Source organism: Bradyrhizobium sp. ORS 278, assembly GCF_000026145.1.
GTDB lineage: Bacteria > Pseudomonadota > Alphaproteobacteria > Rhizobiales > Xanthobacteraceae > Bradyrhizobium.
Window position 1 is genome coordinate 4,019,021 of record NC_009445.1, and the last position, 16,183, is coordinate 4,035,203.

Sequence of the window (16,183 nt, forward strand, 5' to 3'; positions counted from 1 at the left end):
CGCACAACCACCGGAGACGGCCATCGCTCGACAGCGCGAGGCGATCCCCCTATTTTCGCACCATGAGCCATCACGATCATCATCACGACCATCACCACGATCATTCGGACCTGTCCGAGACCGAGCTGCGCGTCCGCGCGCTCGAAACGATCCTCACCGAGAAGGGCTACATCGATCCGGCTGCCCTCGACGTGCTTATCGAGACCTATGAAAGCAAGGTCGGACCGCGCAATGGGGCCCGGGTGGTGGCCCGCGCCTGGAGCGATCCGGCGTTTCGATCGCGGCTGTTGTCCGATGCGACGCCCGCGATCGGCGAGCTCGGCTATGCCGGCCGCCAGGGCGAGCACATCGTCGCGGTCGAGAACACGCCGGAGCTGCACAACATGGTCGTGTGCACCCTGTGCTCCTGTTACCCCTGGCCGGTGCTCGGCTTGCCGCCGGTCTGGTACAAATCGGCGCCCTATCGCGCCAAGGCCGTGAAGGACCCGCGCGGCGTGCTGCGCGATTTCGGCTTCGAGCTGCCGCCGACCACGAAGATCAGGGTCTGGGATTCGACCGCGGAAATCCGCTACTTCGTCCTGCCGATGCGCCCCGAGGGCACCGAGGGCTGGAGCGAAGATCGGCTCGCCGAGCTCGTCACGCGCGACAGCATGATCGGGACCGGCCTGCCCAGGCGTGCTGACGAGGTGACCCGCTGATGGACGGCGCACATGACATGGGCGGCGTTGCCGACTTCGGTCCGGTCCGCCCCGAACCCGACGAGCCGGTGTTTCACGCCGAATGGGAGCGACGTGCGTTCGCGCTGACCTTGGCGATGGCCACGCCTGGCGGCTGGAACATCGACATGTCGCGCTTCGCCCGCGAGAACCGCGCGCCGGCCGACTATCTGTCCAAGAGCTACTACCAGATCTGGCTCGCCGGCATCGAGCGCCTGACCGCGGAACGGCATCTCGTCGAGGCGGACGAGATCGCCGCCGGCAGGATGCTGCATCCGGCGCGGCCGGTCGCGAAGATCCTCAAAGCGGACGATGTCCCCGTCACGCTGGGCCGGGGCGGACCGACCGAGCGCGCGGCTACGACCTCGGCGCTGTTTGCCGTTGGCGACTGCGTGCGCGCCAAGGACATGCATCCGCCGACGCATACGCGGCTGCCGCGCTACGTGCGCGGCCATGTCGGCCGCATCGAGGCCGTCCGGGGCGTGCACGTGTTCCCGGACAGCAATGCCCATGGCCAAGGCGAAAACCCGCAATGGCTTTACACGGTGTCGTTCAGCGGCGCGGAGCTGTGGGCCGATGCACCCGATCCGCTGCTCGAGGTCACCGTCGACGCCTTCGAGCCCTATCTGGAGCGCGCATGAGCGCGCCCGATCATCGGGCCGCGCTTGCGGCGACGCGTGCCCTGCCCGGCATTCCCGTCGATGCCGAAGGGCCGGTGTTTCGTGAACCGTGGGAGGCGCACGCGTTTGCAATGGCAGTGACATTGCATGCGCGGGGTCTGTTCACCTGGCCGGAATGGGCCGCCGTGCTCGCCGACGAGATCTCGCGCGCGCAGGCCGGCGGCGACGCCGATTGCGGCGACACCTACTACCGGAATTGGCTCGCCACGCTGGAGCGGCTGGTGGCCGAGAAGGGTGTGACCACCTCCGCCAATCTCGCCCGCTATCGCGATGCCTGGGATCACGCCGCCGACCGGACGCCCCACGGCAAGCCGATCGAGCTCCGCCCCGAGGACTTCGCGGGCTGACGCAATCGTTAAGCGCGGGTAACCGGCTTCCGCCGCATTTGGCGAACCCGCCTTAACGGCGGGGTATGCATGATGTGAGGAGCCGTATTTGCTCGAAATTGAACATTCACGAGTGTGTCCGTAGCGTTCCGCGCATCTTCTTTGTTGAAGTTGAGGGGGACGCCGAAATGACCACGCCAGAGTCGTTCGCTGCCATCGTCGATACGCTTGTCAGCGTGCGCCGCGACTACCACGAAAAACTGAAATCCATCCCGCAATACGAGGCCTTTCTGCTGATCGAGGATTCGACCAACAAGGCCGCCGACGCCCTGCATGGCACCGAGGCCTCGGGCTCGTCGATCGCGACCGACGTGATCGACTCGCTGCAATATGCACGCACCCGGTTCGAGCAGCACATGACCTCGATCCCGCCATACCGCGTGCTGCAAGCGATCGACAAGGTGATCAAGGAGATCTCGCAGCATCTCGGCCTCACCGCGCAGGACGATGCTGCGGCCCCGCCAAGCGCGACCGCAGCCGTCGACCCTGCGGAGGTTGAGACTGCCGTCAACGCGGATGCTGACCAGGAGACCGCGTCCGCAGAGCCCGTTGCTGCCGCGGCCGAAGTCGAGGTCGAATCCGAGGCTCAGCAGGATGCTTCGGAGGACGAGCCGGTCGGGGCCGAGGTGGCCGAGGAGCCGGCCGCCGAAGCTGCAGAGTCAGAGGCCGAAGTCGAGGTCCAGGTGGAAGCCGAGGCGCCCGCGCTTCGCGTCGTCGAAGCCAAGGCGCCGTCGATCGTGCCCGCCGACGCCGAGGCGGAAGCCGGTCATGACGACGACATCGTCGTGCTCAATGCGCCGGCCTGGGAGAAGAGCGGCAAGGACGCAAAGGACGACATCACTGCACGTCTGGCGGCCAAGGCGGCGTCCGCCGCCCTCGAACAGGCCGATGAGAGCCACGACGAGGCCGACGACCTCGTCGTCGTCAGCAAGCGCGAGGCGTCGGACCACGAAGCGGCCTGACGTCCGTCACACCGATCTCATTCTCGATCTGACGCGGGGCCTTGAAGGCCCCGTTTCTGCGTCAGGCTCCGCCACCGACATAAGCGCGCCAGCCGTGAGCACGCAGCTCGCAGGCGGGACACCGGCCGCAGCCATGGCCCCAATCATGCCGCGCGCCGCGCTCGCCGAGATAGCAGGTGTGCGACTCGTCGCGGATGAGATCGACAAGGCCCCTGCCCCCGAGATCATGCGCGAGCTGCCAGGTCGCTGCCTTGGTCAACCACATCAACGGCGTGTGCAGCTCGAATGGACGCGCCATGCCGAGACTCAGAGCCACCTGCAGCGCCTTGATGGTCTCGTCGCGGCAGTCCGGATAGCCGGAATAGTCGGTCTCGCACATGCCGCCGACGATGTGCCGGATGCCGCGCCGATAGGCCAGCGCCGCCGCGAAGGTCAGGAACACGAGGTTGCGGCCGGGCACGAACGTATTTGGCAGGCCGTCGGCGCCCATCTCGATGGCGACATCGCGCGTCAGCGCGGTCTCCGAGATCGCAGCCAGCGTCGGGATGTCCAGGGTATGCTCGCAGCCGAGCTTGTCAGCCCAATCCGCACGCAGCTGAGCGATGCCGTCGCGCAACCGGGCCCGGCAGTCGAGCTCGATGCCGTGACGCTGACCATAAGAGAAGCCGATCGTCTCGACGCGCGCGAAGCGGTCGAGCGCCCAGGCGAGGCACGTGGTCGAGTCCTGCCCGCCCGAGAACAGCACCAGGGCCGTTGCATCCTGTTCACTCATGGCCACCCGCTTAGCATCATCATCTGGTCCGGCCAACCCGCGCGCGGCGTCCGGCCGTGCGCGGTTTTCGCTGGGACGCGCGCATGGCTTGAGGCATACAGGGTCAAGGAAAAGTTGCCGCCAGGACCAGCAATGACCCCTTCCCGCGACATCTCACGCCTCATCGAGATCATGGCGGCGCTGCGCACACCCGTCACCGGCTGTCCCTGGGACGTCGAGCAGACGTTCGAGACGATCGCGCCCTACACGATCGAGGAGGCCTACGAGGTTGCGGATGCGATCACGCGGGCGGATCTCGACGATCTCCAAGAGGAGCTCGGTGATCTCCTGCTGCAGGTGGTCTATCACGCCCGCATCGCCGAGGAGCAAGGCGCGTTCGCGTTCGGCGACGTCGTGGAGGGCATCACCAGGAAGATGATCCGCCGCCATCCGCATGTCTTCCCCGACAAGGACGGCAATGTCACCAAGCCCACCAAGGGCACCTGGGACCGCATCAAGGCCGAGGAAAAGGCCGAGCGCGCGGCGCGGCGGCCAGCCGAGGACCAGAGCAGCGAGTCCTCGCTGCTGTCGGGTGTGAAGGCCGGCCAGCCCGCGCTGGTGCGCGCGATGGAGTTGCAGAAGAAAGCGGCGACGGTGGGCTTCGACTGGAACGACCCGCGCGCCGTGCTGCAGAAGATCCGCGAGGAGGCCGACGAGATCGAAGCCGCGCTCGATAAGAGGGATGCGACCGAGCTGACCGACGAGACCGGCGATCTCCTGTTCGCCCTCGTCAACCTCGCACGTCATGCCCAGGTCGATCCGGAGACCGCGCTACGCGCCACCAACGCCAAGTTCGAACGCCGCTTCGCGCACATCGAGCACACGCTCGCCGCAAAGGGGCGGACGCTGGACGAAGCCTCGCTCGATGAAATGGATGAGCTGTGGAACGAAGCGAAGGGCCTGGAGAAGTAGTTAAGGCGCCTCTACTCGTCGTCCCAGGGCGAGCCTCCGTGGCGCATGGCGCGCAAAGGCGCCGGTCCGGCACCCCAACGCCACAGCGGGGCACGGTCCGGTCCAATTGATGTTGTCGCCGCGGGTGTCGACATGGGCGAACGAGCTGTATCCGCCAATGCCGGCGGCGACCCCCGCGCGACCGGTACTCCTTGAGCTTGGGCGCCAACTCGCCGGCGAGCCGCTGTCGCAGCTGAAGTCGATCGCCATGAACTGCATGTGAAAGCTGTTGACCGCGGAGCCGTCAATGCACCTGTTGTACAGCGGCGAGCGGTAGACGCTGAGGATGCGGATCGGGACACCAAGTTCCTCGCGCAGCTTGTCGAGCACGGCGGCGGTCTGCCCGATGTTCTCCCAAAGCGTCTACGGCGGATAGGTGTTGAGGCCCTTGCACGGCCCTTCCAGGTTCTGGCGCCGAGGAACAGCATAGCGAACCGCTGGGATCACGGAAACCGGCCGGGGCGCGGCTGAGCACGATCCGCCCCGGCGCCGCGGCTGCCGATCCGGCCGCCGCGATATCAGCCAATGACGCAATTTCAGGCAGATTAGCTTCTGGATTTCAATCGAAAGATGAATAATCATCGAGACACCCAGTGGGAAGTAGCGGCGTTAGCCAGCTGTCCTTCTAGATCCGTCATACTTCATCATCAGGAGACCGCGTTCGTGTATTTGATGATCTGGTTTTTGCTCGGAGTGTTTTTTGCGTGGATCATTGCCGAAGGGCGCGCCGTAGCGTGGGATTATTTTTTTGCCGACGCATCAATTGCTACCCCTCGGTGGTGGGCTCTTGCGATTATCGTTGTAGTCCTGCTTGGGATCTTCGCAGTCGTCTCGGACAACGCTGCCATGCCGCAGACCCTCCTGGCGCTGCGCTCGGTCTTTATCGGACCGCGCTTCGAGTGCTTCATTCTTGGCGGGCTGATCGGTACGCTTGCTCACTACAACAAGGACGGCCTCGCAGACGTGCTGCGACGACTGACGGCAGCGACCCTCGGCGAGGAGCAGAACACCGCCTGGGCATTTCAGGCCGCGATCGCCATCCTTGGCATAGCTGCAATTGTCTTTGCAGCAAGACCAGACTTCTTCGATTATCTTCGGTCTTTCAAGGTCGGGGGCTTCGAAGCCACCTTTGCCGAGCGAACCAACAATACTATCCGCGACACGGACTATCACCTGCGAGATCAAAGAGATCTCTTTAGTGTGGAACAGTATGCCTACTACGAACCAGAGTTCATTGACCCTGCATCACCGCGGGGACGAGCTCGGCGAATGTTCACCCGTTCTGCTCTCATCGATGAGACAGACGTAATCTCAGTCATGCTCGTTTCTAGATATTTGTGGCCTGCGATGGGTGCGATCAGTTGTTATCAATCTGCACACCAGATCGACTTGACGTCTCATGACCCGGCCGTCGCTGCCTTTTTGTATTCCTGGCAGCAACTCCTGTTGTCGATCCGCACGGGAGAGATCTGGGGTGACGATGAAAGTACGAAAGGCACCGACGTCTTCAAGCAAATCTTGACACGGATCAGAATGTCCGAGGATCGCATCGTCCGAAGCGCCGCGATGCTCAAGAGAGGCTGCCTGGATGATCTCGATAACAAGAAATCCAGCGCGGGCAACGTCCCTTCGAACGCTCCCCGCGCTGTATGTCAGCCAGGCTCCAACATCACCTTCAAGGAGATTCTCTCGAAGTCTCTTTCGGAGGCGACACCGGCGGAGAGGGATGCAGGCGATCAGGAGGTCGCGCACGACATCGAATGTCTGCAAAAGCGCTTCAAGGCGGCTCGCGCAATCCTGAAAGAGACAAATCAGGACAGCGCGCAGGTCGCCGCCGTCATCATTGTGGACTCCTACCTGACGACAGCAATTGGCGACCTGACCCTCTTGGTGTCCGGCCAGCAGAAGGAGGCGGCAAATTTTCTCACGAACATGCTCGACGACTTTCCAAAGGCCGAGGAGTTCGTAACGCCGGGCGTGATTAGCGCGTTCTACGTCATGAGTGAAGCGAAGATCGAAACACTGGCGCTTTGGCCGATCGAACCGACTCTGAGCGAGATCAACTATTCGGTGAAGGGCGTCGACATGATGCTCTCGCGCAGTGCTCGATGCCTGGAGAAGAGCGAAGATCCCCGTGGCCATCAATTGCCAGAATGCGATCTGATCTTGTCTCGCGTCGATCAGCAGACTTCGACAGATGGCAAAAGGAAGCCGCCGCGGACATACTGCAATGAAGAGCGCAGCAAGCTCTGGTGCGACATCTACGAGATATACCTCAAGAACTCATTGATCGTCATGAGCACCAAGATCAAATACTTCAACGAGGTTGAACTGTCCGGCCGTTCGATGAGCGAGGCGTCCCGGCAGGAATGGGCAGCATCACTCGGCAAAATGATCGCTTTGTTGAGAGCGCGCCTTGAGACTGTCATCAGCAGCCCGGACAACATCCCGGCCCATGATCTCGACGAGCGGCAGAAGCGATGGCTTCCGAACCTGAATTTGACAGAGCAGCCGGATGTGCTGTTCGAGGCCGAGCAGGCCACGGCATTGAGCCTCAATCTATTCGACGGTCGTGGAGCTAGGCCCTCCGCTCAATCCTGCAATCTGTCGTTGTTCCTTTTGAATGATGCACAAGCCCTGCCCGGAAAGATCCAGAAGGCACTCGGCTTGGGAACGGCTCAAGCCATGCGTTGGCAGCAATTGCTCAACGTCGTTGCCCAGCGGGTCGCCGCGAATTGCAGTTGGATCGACCGGCGCGGCCAGGATGGAGCCAAGGATGTAAGCATCAAGGACCCGGGCAAGGCGCCCAGCAAGTAACCCGAAAGCGCAAGGCCCAAAAAAGCAAGTAGGCCCGCGAGGCGGGCCTATGGATTTCGTCGCACGATTTTTGCGCCAGATCAGATCGACTTGGCCAGGGCAATGTCGGCCAAAAACACGACCGTTCCCATCGCCGCGAGAGCGTAAACGATTGCTGACATGATTTTCATGGTCTACCTCCTAGGCTGTCTTTGAGTATAAGGTTTGGCTGGTCTTGTTTCAAGCCGCGAGCAAACCAACACGAGCTGAAGGGCAGCCTGACTGGCTCAAGCCACCCTTGGAATACCATGATACCTCTCAACGACAATATCCCGCTTGGTCGCGTCGACGCGCACGGTCATGTCGTAGTGGCCCTCGTGCAGCTCCTTGCTGAGCACCTCGGCATTGCGGTGGAGCCAGCTGATGCCGGCGCCGTCGGCGGCGTCGATCGTCAGGTCGAGCGTCGTGCGTGCCGCCGCGAGGCGGTCTTCGATCGCCTGCAGCAGGGCGTCGACACCCTCCCCTGTCTCGGCCGACACCATGAAGCAGGGCCGCTCGGGTGGGCGGCGTGCGGCGATGTTGGCGAGGTTCTCGCGCGCGGCGTCGTCGAGCCGGTCGATCTTGTTCCAGACCTCGATGATGGTGTCGGTCGCCTCGGGATCGATGCCGAGCTGGCTGAGCACCAGCTCGACGTCGTGCTGCTGCGCCTCCGCATCCTCATGCGACATGTCGCGGACATGCAGGATGACGTCGGCCTCCAGCACCTCCTCCAGCGTCGCGCGGAAAGCAGCGACGAGTTGCGTCGGCAGATTGGAGATGAAGCCGACGGTGTCCGACAGCATCGCCTTGCCACCATGCGGCAGGCTGATCGCGCGCAGGGTCGGATCGAGCGTCGCGAACAGCATGTCGGCGGCCTGCACGTCGGCACGCGTCAGGCGGTTGAACAGCGTCGACTTGCCGGCATTGGTGTAGCCGACCAGCGCGACCACGCGATACGGCACGCGCTGGCGGCCGGCGCGATGCAGCCGGCGCGTCGCCTGCACCTTCTTCAATTCGTTCTCGAGCCGGGTGATGCGGTCGCCGATCAGCCGGCGGTCGGCCTCGATCTGGGTCTCACCCGGGCCGCCCATGAAGCCGAAGCCGCCGCGCTGGCGCTCGAGATGGGTCCATGACCGCACCAGGCGGCTGCGCTGATAGTTGAGATGCGCGAGCTCGACCTGCAGCGCGCCCTCCTTGGTCTTGGCGCGGCGGCCGAAGATTTCGAGGATGAGGCCGGTGCGGTCGAGCACCTTGGTGTTCCAGGCCTTCTCCAGATTGCGCTGCTGGATCGGCGACAGCGCGCAATCCATCACGACGAGCTCGGCCTCCTGGCTCGCGATCACGCCGGCGATCTCGTCGACCTTTCCCTTGCCGAGATAGGTCGCCGGACGGATCTGTCCGATCAGCGCGAGAATGGATTCGGCGACGGTGAGATTGATCGCGCGCGCGAGCCCCGCGGCCTCGTCGATCCGCGCCTCGACATCGCGCATTTCGGAGTGGCTGGCCGGCGCGCCGTCGTCGCCACGGCGTGTCCGCAAATACGGGCCGACCACGATGACTCGGCCCGTTGTCTTGACGTCATCCGGCCTCGCAAGGCCGATGGTCCCATCGCGATCGCGGGGTTCCAATCAGATCACTCTCACGCGGAGGCGTCCTCGCCGCCCTCGAACAGCTGAATCGGAGCGCCCGGCATGATGGTGGAGATCGCATGCTTGTAGACGAGCTGCGAGTGGCCGTCGCGCCGGAGCAACAGGCAGAAATTGTCGAACCATGTGACAATCCCCTGCAGTTTCACGCCGTTGACCAGGAAGATGGTGAGCGGTGTCTTGGTCTTTCGGACGTGGTTCAGAAACGTGTCTTGTAGGTTTTGTGCGCGGTCTGCCGCCATTGTTGTTATCTCGCAGTCTTGTGCTTTTTCTTATTGGACCTGCGGCGACCCGATTGCCGGCCTCGGTGCCGTCGCGGTGACCCATGATCCATTGAGATCCCCCTCGAGGGATCATGGGACGCGCGATTAGAGGACAGGCGAGCATATTAGGCAAGCCGCTTGCGTCGACCCCGGTTCCAAAACACCGGGATTCGCCCGTAAATATCCGGTGCCAGCCGAATTTTCCAATGTAAATTCGTCCAACCCGGCAAACTTTGCCGACTGATGACCTCAGCCGACGCCGAGCGCCTTCAGCTTGCGATGCAGGGCCGAGCGCTCCATCCCGACGAATTCGGCGGTGCGCGAGATGTTGCCGGAGAATCGGCTGATTTGCGCGATCAGGTAATCGCGCTCGAACACCTCGCGCGCCTCGCGAAGCGGCAGGCCCATGATGTGCTCGCCATTGTTGCTGGTCGGCATCGCCGGCACCATCGAGCCGACGTCCGGCGGCAGCATGTCCGCGGTGATGATCACCTCCGGACCGCCGGCGGCCAGGATCATCACGCGCTCGACGTTATTGCGAAGCTGGCGGACGTTGCCGGGCCAGACATGCGACTGCAGCACAGCCATCGCATCCTGGCCGATCTGCCGCTTCGGCAAGCCGGTCGTGACCGAGATCTGGTCCATGAAGTAGTCGATCAGCTCGGGAATGTCCTCGCGCCGCTCGGATAGCGGCGGCACGCGGATCGGAACCACCGAGAGGCGGTGATAGAGATCCTCGCGGAAGCGGCCGCTGGCAATCTCCTCCTCCAGGTTCCGCGCGGTCGAGGAAATGATACGCACATCAACGTGCACTTTCGTCGTGCCGCCCGCCCGCTGGAAGGTCTGGTCGACCAGCACGCGCAGGATCTTGTTCTGGGTCTCGCGCGGCATGTCCGCGATCTCGTCGACGAACAGCGTGCCGCCATGCGCCTCCTCGAGCGCGCCAGTCTTGCGCGACTGCTCGCCGTTGGACTGCTCGATGCCGAACAGCTCCTCTTCCATCCGCTCCGGCGTGATCGCGGCGGCGTTGATGACGACGAACGGTCCTTCCGCGCGCGGCGACTGCGCGTGCAGCGTGCGCGCAGCGAGCTCCTTGCCGGAGCCCGGAGGTCCGACGATCAGGATGCGGCTGTTGGCCTTGGCAGCGCGTTCGATGGTCTGGCGCAGCTGGTTCATCGAGGGCGAGCGTCCGGTCATCGTGCTCGCGGTCGGCGCCAGCTGCTTCAGCTCGCGCACCTCGCGCTTCAGCCGCGAATTCTCCAGCGCGCGCGTCGCGACGAGAATCAGGCGGTCAGACTTGAACGGCTTCTCGATGAAGTCATAGGCGCCGCGCTTGATCGCAGCGACCGCGGTCTCGATGTTGCCGTGGCCCGAGATCATCACGACCGGCAGATCGGGGTGGTCCTTCTTGATCTGCTCGAGCAGCTGCAGGCCGTCGAGCTTGGAGCCTTGCAGCCAGATGTCGAGGAACACGAGGTTCGGCCGGCGGCCCGCGATCTCGGCGAGCGCCGAATCGCTGTCGCGAGCCGTTCGAGTCGTGAAGCCTTCATCGTCCAGGATGCCGGCAACCAGCTCCCGGATATCGGCTTCGTCGTCGACAATGAGAATATCACTCGCCATGGGTCACGCCTGTCTCGTCAGCCGCTGGTTGCGGCTTGAATCTTTGGTTGATCGTTGGTCGCTTGAGCTGTGCCGGCGGTTTCCCCGCCGGTCTCCGCCTGTCGCGAATTGTCGGGAGCAGCCGTCTGCTCCTTCACCTCGGGTTTTGCGGCCTGGCCGGACACCGCGAAACGCAGCCGCATCCAGGCGCCGCGCTGTCCGGCGCGGAAATCGGCGGCGTCCTTGAGCTCGAGCTTGCCGCCATGGTCCTCAAGCACACGGCCGACGATCGCGAGCCCGAGGCCGGTGCCCTTGGCGCGCGTCGTGACATAGGGCTCGAGCAGCCGCTGCCGAGCCACTTTGGGCAGGCCGATGCCGTTGTCGATCACGTCGATCAGCACGTCATCGCCTTCGCGCGCGGCGACGACATCGATGCGGCCCTTGCCGAGCTCCTCTTGCGGGACCACCTCGATCGCCTCGGTGGCGTTCTTGATGATGTTGGTCAGCGCCTGCGAGATCAGACGGCGGTCGAACTGCGCGCGCAACGGGTCCTGCTTGATGTCGGTCTCGATGTCGATCTCGGGATGGGCGACCTTCATCAGGAACACGGCCTGGCGCACCGCGTCGGCGACATCCTCGCCTTCCATCACCGGCTTCGGCATCCGCGCGAATCGCGAGAACTCGTCGACCATTCGCCTGATGTCGTCGACCTGCCGCACGATCGTCTCGGTACATTGCTCAAATACGGCCTTGTCCTCGGTGATGACCTTGCCGAATTTGCGGCGGATGCGCTCCGCGGACAGCTGAATTGGCGTGAGCGGATTCTTGATCTCGTGTGCGATGCGCCGCGCGACGTCGCCCCATGCCGAGGTGCGCTGCGCCGACACCAATTCAGTGATGTCGTCGAGCGTGATGATGTAGCTGTCGCGCGCCTGGTTGGTCTGCTCGGCGGTGACGCGCACCGACAGATTGCGCTCATGGCCGTCGCGCTGGATCGTGATCTGTCCCTGCACCAGCCGCTGCTTGCCCTCGCGCGCCGTCTTCATCATGTCGTCGAGCTCGGGCAGCACCTCGGACAGCGGATGATCGAGCACCTCCTGCTCGGCATGGCCGATCAGTTTCTCGGCCGAACGGTTGAGGATGCCGACGCTGCCCGACGCATCGACGCCGATGATGCCGGCCGAGGCCGACGACAGCACGGCCTCGATGAAGCGGCGCCGGCTGTCGATTAGGTCGCTGGCGCTCACCAGCTCGTCGCGCTGAGTGCGCAGCTCCTGCGTCATCTTGTTGAAGGTCTGGCCGAGCTGGGCGAGATCGCCCTCCGAGCGATGCACCGGCACCTGGACGTGGAGGTCGCCGGTCGCGACCGTATGCGCGGCGTTCATCAGCTGCCGGATCGGCGCCACAAGCCAGTTCGCGAAGTTCAGGCCGATTAGTACCGACGCCATCAGGATAGTGAGCGCGATGACCGCGAACATCAACGCCAGCGCCACCTGGATGCCCAGGCGGCGCGACTCGAGCTGGGTGTACTCGGCGGCGGACAGCTCGGTCTGCTTGAGCCGCTCCACCACGATCGGGTCGAGCGGACGCGCGACATACAGGAACGTGTCGTCGAACTTTCGCAGTCGGATCACGGCGGCCACGTTGTTCTGGTCGGGCAGCACGGCGATCTCGGGCTTGTCCTCGCCGACGTTCTTCAGCATGTCCGGCGGCGGCGGCGCGTAGGTCAGCGGAATGCCGCCGGTCTCCGCCGACAGGATCGGATCGGTGTTCTTGTCGATGATCATGGCGCCCGGCAGGTTACGCGTGGCCGCGTCGGCGACGAGCATCTGCAGGAACGACTGGCGGTCCTGGTCGAACAGCAGCCGTGCATAGGAGACATCGTTTGCCATGCCAACGATGTCGCCGTAGATCAGCTGCGCGTGCGCCTGCATGTAGGCGCTGGCGATAATGCGCGAGTTCTGGATCACCTCGCGGGTTGGGCCCGAGAACAGCCGGTCCAGGCCGCGGTCGATGACGACGTTGGCGACCATGGCCACCATCACTGCCGGCAGCACCGCGATGACCGAGAACAGGCTGACGATCTGGACGTGCAGCCGGGCCGCCGCCCGGCCCCGCCGCCGCGCCTGGATCATCTGCCAGACCTCGCGGACGATGATTCCGACCAGAACCAGGATCGTACCGATGTCGATCAGGTAGAAGGTGTTGACGACCTCGGCGGTTGGCTCGATCGGGCTCAGGCCGACCAGCACGATGAAGGTCAGAAACGCCGACAGCAGCGCGAGCCCGACCGCCACCGGCGCCAGCCAGGTGCGCCAGGTCCAGCGCCGGGCGTCGGCGGACGATGGGTCGAAGGGGGTGGCCGAAGCTTCTGCGCTGGTCATTCCGGCAAGGGGTGTGATGTGAACGCGGCACGTCCAAAGGAATCGGACTGATGCATTCCTACCACGCTGTTGCCAAATTGCGACAAATCCACGGCGCGGAAGCGCGTCGCGGATTTGTCTGCAATATTTCTCATCTGTGGCACCTTCGATGACGCGGTATTCGGGAACCTTTGCAGCCCATTGCGCCTGGGCCGCGGGGGTCCTACCCGCCACATGCCGTGGTCAAATCGATGCCGGCGGTCTTCAGCAGCGGCCGGATCTCCTCGGCGCGCGCCGGGGTCAACCGGGTGACCGGACCGGACAGGGCGAGAGCGCCGAGCAACGCGCCGCCAGGCCCGAATACCGGCGTCGCAACAGCCGCAGAATGCGGATCGGTGACGCCGCTGGTGAAAATCGGCGTGTCGATCTCCGCCGTGGCGCGGCCGCGATCGAAATGTCGAAGCACCTGGGCAATGGCCGACTTGTCCATCGGGCGGAGATCGCCAGGCTGGACATGCATGCGAATCTGGTTCGCGCTCTCGACCCGGAACAGGCACAGGCGCTGATCGCCCCGGCGCGTATAGAACGATGCCGTTTCGCCGGTCGCCCGCGCCAGCTTCTCCAGCACGGGTGTCACGTGATCGGCGAGACCGAAGGCATGCTGGTAGCAGGCGGCAAGCCGCATCACCTCGGCGTCGAGCCGGTAGCCGCCGTCGTCGACCCGCCGGATCAATCCGAAGCTTTCCAACGACAGCGCCATGCGCATGACCGTGGTCTTGATCAGTCCGGTGCGCCTGGTCAGCTCTGCGAGGCTGACCTCGCCGTCGCCGCGTTGAAAGGCCGTCAACACGCTCAGCGCCCGATCGACGGCAGAGACGCCTTTCAGGCCCGACGTCGTCTCGGCCTTCGCGGTCTTGGCCTTCGCGGTCTTGCTGGGGGTTTTCGATGTCTTCGCCACGTCCTGATTCCCGAAGCCGACCGCCATCGGGCGGCCGTTTCGAGAGGGTATACACATACGCGACAGGAAGTTCACGCGGCGCGAACCGGGGCTCAGCCCATGTATTCGACGCCGCGCTTCTTCAGTTCGTCATCGACCCATGAACGGTCGTTGCGGCCGGCGGCGATGGCTGCGAGCTGCGCGGTCTCGACCTCGTGCTTCTTCGTCGCGGCGGCGAAGACCGACTCAGCGTCCGCGAAGGGGACGCAGACGAGGCCGTCATCATCGCCGAGGATCAGGTCGCCCGGATGGATGACCATGCCGTCGATCGCGATCGCGACATTGATCTCGCCGGGACCATCCTTGTAGGGACCGCGATGGGTCACCCCGGCGGCGAAGATCGGAAACGTGCCGGCCCGGATCGCTGCGGCATCACGCACCGAGCCGTTGATGACCACACCACCGAGGCCGCGCCGCTCGGCATGCGCGATCATCATCTCGCCGATCAGCGCATTGGAGAGATCGCCGCCGGCATCGACGACGACGATGTCACCCGGCTCGGCCATGTCGAGCGCCTTGTGCAGCATCAGATTGTCGCCGGGGCGCGATTTCACGGTGATCGCAGGTCCTGCGAGCACGCCGCCGCCATGCATCGGCCGGAGCCTCGGGCCGGCTGCGGTCATTCGCGACATGCTGTCGCTGACATTGGCGACCGGGAGCGTCCGGTACCGCTCCACCAGGTCCTTCGACACTCTCTGTTTCGGATTCGGATAAATTCGAAAACCGGCGGTCATGACATGCTCCTCGTTGCGATCGTCCCTGCGGCTCTGCCGATCGGCGGTTGACAAGATGAGCCGTCAGGGCGATACGTACAAAAAATGCAACGCCGTTTCAATTTGAAAATTCGGCGCGGGAAACGGCCGGCATCTCGTCGAGGAGCGGCCTGCGGCGACAATGCCGCGGCTCGGCTGGGCCGCCCTCGCGAGCCGGTCAGCGGGCGTTGCCGCCAGCAAGCAGAGGCAGCGACATGCGGTACAAACTTCTCATCACCGGGCCCGCGCTCACCGCAGAGGCGACGGCGATCGCCGCCCGGCGCGGCGCAGCGCTGGTTGACAATCCGCGCTATGCAAGCCCGCAGGAACTGGCGGAGATCACAGCCCGCGAGCAGCCCGACGGCATCATCGTGCGGCAGGGCAAGATCGATGATCAGGTGATCGGCGCCTCGCAAAAGCTCAAGGCGATCGCCAAGCACGGCGTCGGCTACGACAATATCGATGTCGAGGCCGCCGACCGCCGCGGCATCCCGGTGTTCGTTGCGCGCGGCGCCAATTCACAATCCGTGGCGGAACTCGCCTTCGCGCTGATGTTCGCGGTGGCTCGCGAGATCCCGCACCTCGATGCACGGATCAAGACCGGGCATTGGGACAAGGCGACGACCAAGGGGGCCCAACTGCTCGGCCGCAGCCTGGGCGTCATCGGCTTCGGCGAGATCGGCCGTATCCTGGTCGGTCTGGTTCAGCCGCTCCACATGGAGGTCCGCATCTTCGATCCTTATATGCCCGCCGATGCCGAGATCTCAGGCGCCGAGCGCGCCGGCAGCCTGGACGAGATCCTGACGGCGAGCGACGTGATCAGCCTGCATTGCCCGTTGATGCCGCAGACGCGCAACATGATCGGCCGCGACCAGCTTGCGCGCATGCGCCGCAACGCGATCCTTATCAATACCGCGCGGGGCGGGCTGATCGACGAGGCGGCCCTGTACGACGCGTTGCGCGACGGCGTCATCGCCGGCGCCGGTCTGGATTCGTTTGCGGAGGAGCCGGCGAAGCCAGATCTTCCGCTGCTGGCCCTGTCCAATGTGGTGGTGACGCCGCATGCCGGCGCCAGCACACAGGAGGCCCGTGATGCGATGGGCGTGATCGCGGTCAACCACGTCATGGACGTTCTGGAAGGCAAGACCTTCGACCGGCGGGCGCTGGTCAACAAGACACAGCTCAGCTTCGCCTGAGCACACAACAACAAACAATCTGGGAG

15 protein-coding genes are annotated in these 16,183 nt (G+C 64.3%); 7 read left to right on the plus strand and 8 right to left on the minus strand.

Translation table 11 applies throughout. The annotated features are described in order from the left end of the window. The first annotated feature begins 62 nt into the window (after positions 1–62). From nthA to BRADO_RS17980, 4 genes are all read left to right on the plus strand, one after another. On the plus strand, positions 63–698 hold the full coding sequence (gene nthA, locus BRADO_RS17965) for a nitrile hydratase subunit alpha (RefSeq protein WP_011926748.1): 636 nt from the start codon (positions 63–65) through the stop codon (positions 696–698). Then, positions 698–1,357, plus strand: a complete 660-nt coding sequence (nthB, locus tag BRADO_RS17970; RefSeq protein ID WP_011926749.1) for a nitrile hydratase subunit beta — start codon at positions 698–700, stop codon at positions 1,355–1,357. Before nthA ends, nthB begins: the two co-directional genes overlap by 1 nt. Beyond that, positions 1,354–1,743: a nitrile hydratase accessory protein gene (locus BRADO_RS17975; RefSeq protein ID WP_011926750.1), complete on the plus strand. Its 390-nt coding sequence runs from the start codon at positions 1,354–1,356 to the stop codon at positions 1,741–1,743. Before nthB ends, BRADO_RS17975 begins: the two co-directional genes overlap by 4 nt. Positions 1,744–1,910: 167 nt before the next feature. Beyond that, positions 1,911–2,744, plus strand: a complete 834-nt coding sequence (locus tag BRADO_RS17980; RefSeq protein WP_011926751.1) for a hypothetical protein — start codon at positions 1,911–1,913, stop codon at positions 2,742–2,744. A 61-nt stretch (positions 2,745–2,805) separates the two neighbouring features. Here BRADO_RS17980 and queC read toward each other — a convergent pair whose 3' ends face one another. Continuing rightward, positions 2,806–3,516: a 7-cyano-7-deazaguanine synthase QueC gene (queC, locus tag BRADO_RS17985; RefSeq protein WP_041756676.1), complete on the minus strand. Its 711-nt coding sequence runs from the start codon at positions 3,514–3,516 to the stop codon at positions 2,806–2,808. Positions 3,517–3,648: 132 nt separating this feature from the next. On the opposite strand from queC, the gene mazG reads away from it, so the two are divergent. After that, positions 3,649–4,467 carry a nucleoside triphosphate pyrophosphohydrolase gene (mazG, locus tag BRADO_RS17990; protein ID WP_011926753.1) on the plus strand — a complete coding sequence of 273 codons (819 nt, stop codon included), beginning with the start codon at positions 3,649–3,651 and terminating at the stop codon, positions 4,465–4,467. On the opposite strand, the gene BRADO_RS17995 is transcribed toward mazG, so the two are convergent. Beyond that, on the minus strand, positions 4,468–4,836 hold the full coding sequence (locus BRADO_RS17995) for a D-Ala-D-Ala carboxypeptidase family metallohydrolase (RefSeq protein WP_011926754.1): 369 nt from the start codon (positions 4,834–4,836) through the stop codon (positions 4,468–4,470). It lies immediately after the preceding gene. A 333-nt stretch (positions 4,837–5,169) separates the two neighbouring features. Between BRADO_RS17995 and BRADO_RS18000 the strand changes: the two genes are divergently transcribed. Further along, positions 5,170–7,323 carry a hypothetical protein gene (locus BRADO_RS18000; RefSeq protein ID WP_157872585.1) on the plus strand — a complete coding sequence of 718 codons (2,154 nt, stop codon included), beginning with the start codon at positions 5,170–5,172 and terminating at the stop codon, positions 7,321–7,323. 266 nt (positions 7,324–7,589) lie between these two features. Here BRADO_RS18000 and hflX read toward each other — a convergent pair whose 3' ends face one another. The 6 genes from hflX to BRADO_RS18030 all read right to left on the minus strand — a co-directional run bounded on the left by hflX (position 7,590) and on the right by BRADO_RS18030 (position 14,943). Next, a complete protein-coding gene (gene hflX, locus BRADO_RS18005; RefSeq protein WP_011926756.1) occupies positions 7,590–8,969 on the minus strand; it encodes a GTPase HflX in 1,380 nt (459 codons plus the stop codon). Between the two features lie 11 nt (positions 8,970–8,980). After that, the gene (gene hfq / locus BRADO_RS18010) at positions 8,981–9,229 is read right to left on the minus strand and encodes an RNA chaperone Hfq (protein ID WP_006613906.1); all 249 of its coding nucleotides are present in this window, start codon (positions 9,227–9,229) and stop codon (positions 8,981–8,983) included. Between the two features lie 270 nt (positions 9,230–9,499). Next, on the minus strand, positions 9,500–10,870 hold the full coding sequence (locus BRADO_RS18015; protein ID WP_011926757.1) for a sigma-54 dependent transcriptional regulator: 1,371 nt from the start codon (positions 10,868–10,870) through the stop codon (positions 9,500–9,502). Between the two features lie 17 nt (positions 10,871–10,887). Further along, positions 10,888–13,233 (minus strand): PAS domain-containing sensor histidine kinase, encoded by a 2,346-nt coding sequence (locus BRADO_RS18020; RefSeq protein ID WP_011926758.1) that lies wholly within the window; start codon positions 13,231–13,233, stop codon positions 10,888–10,890. 202 nt (positions 13,234–13,435) lie between these two features. Beyond that, positions 13,436–14,170: an IclR family transcriptional regulator gene (locus BRADO_RS18025; RefSeq protein ID WP_011926759.1), complete on the minus strand. Its 735-nt coding sequence runs from the start codon at positions 14,168–14,170 to the stop codon at positions 13,436–13,438. A gap of 92 nt (positions 14,171–14,262) precedes the next feature. Beyond that, positions 14,263–14,943 carry an RraA family protein gene (locus BRADO_RS18030; RefSeq protein ID WP_011926760.1) on the minus strand — a complete coding sequence of 227 codons (681 nt, stop codon included), beginning with the start codon at positions 14,941–14,943 and terminating at the stop codon, positions 14,263–14,265. Positions 14,944–15,176: 233 nt separating this feature from the next. On the opposite strand from BRADO_RS18030, the gene BRADO_RS18035 reads away from it, so the two are divergent. Next, positions 15,177–16,157, plus strand: coding sequence for a hydroxyacid dehydrogenase (locus BRADO_RS18035; protein ID WP_041756679.1), 981 nt, complete (start codon positions 15,177–15,179; stop codon positions 16,155–16,157). Positions 16,158–16,183: the final 26 nt, after the last annotated feature.

Excerpts from the sequence above, each read along its gene's own strand:
- BRADO_RS17975 (WP_011926750.1), top strand. The coding sequence starts at position 1,354 with ATGAGCGCGCCCGATCATCGGGCCGCGCTTGCGGCGACGCGTGCCCTG.
- BRADO_RS18020 (WP_011926758.1), bottom strand. The coding sequence starts at position 13,233 with ATGACCAGCGCAGAAGCTTCGGCCACCCCCTTCGACCCATCGTCCGCC.
- BRADO_RS18015 (WP_011926757.1), bottom strand. The coding sequence starts at position 10,870 with ATGGCGAGTGATATTCTCATTGTCGACGACGAAGCCGATATCCGGGAG.
- nthA (WP_011926748.1), top strand. The coding sequence starts at position 63 with ATGAGCCATCACGATCATCATCACGACCATCACCACGATCATTCGGAC.
- hfq (WP_006613906.1), bottom strand. The coding sequence starts at position 9,229 with ATGGCGGCAGACCGCGCACAAAACCTACAAGACACGTTTCTGAACCAC.
- BRADO_RS18030 (WP_011926760.1), bottom strand. The coding sequence starts at position 14,943 with ATGACCGCCGGTTTTCGAATTTATCCGAATCCGAAACAGAGAGTGTCG.
- BRADO_RS17980 (WP_011926751.1), top strand. The coding sequence starts at position 1,911 with ATGACCACGCCAGAGTCGTTCGCTGCCATCGTCGATACGCTTGTCAGC.
- BRADO_RS18035 (WP_041756679.1), top strand. The coding sequence starts at position 15,177 with ATGCGGTACAAACTTCTCATCACCGGGCCCGCGCTCACCGCAGAGGCG.
- queC (WP_041756676.1), bottom strand. The coding sequence starts at position 3,516 with ATGAGTGAACAGGATGCAACGGCCCTGGTGCTGTTCTCGGGCGGGCAG.
- nthB (WP_011926749.1), top strand. The coding sequence starts at position 698 with ATGGACGGCGCACATGACATGGGCGGCGTTGCCGACTTCGGTCCGGTC.
- mazG (WP_011926753.1), top strand. The coding sequence starts at position 3,649 with ATGACCCCTTCCCGCGACATCTCACGCCTCATCGAGATCATGGCGGCG.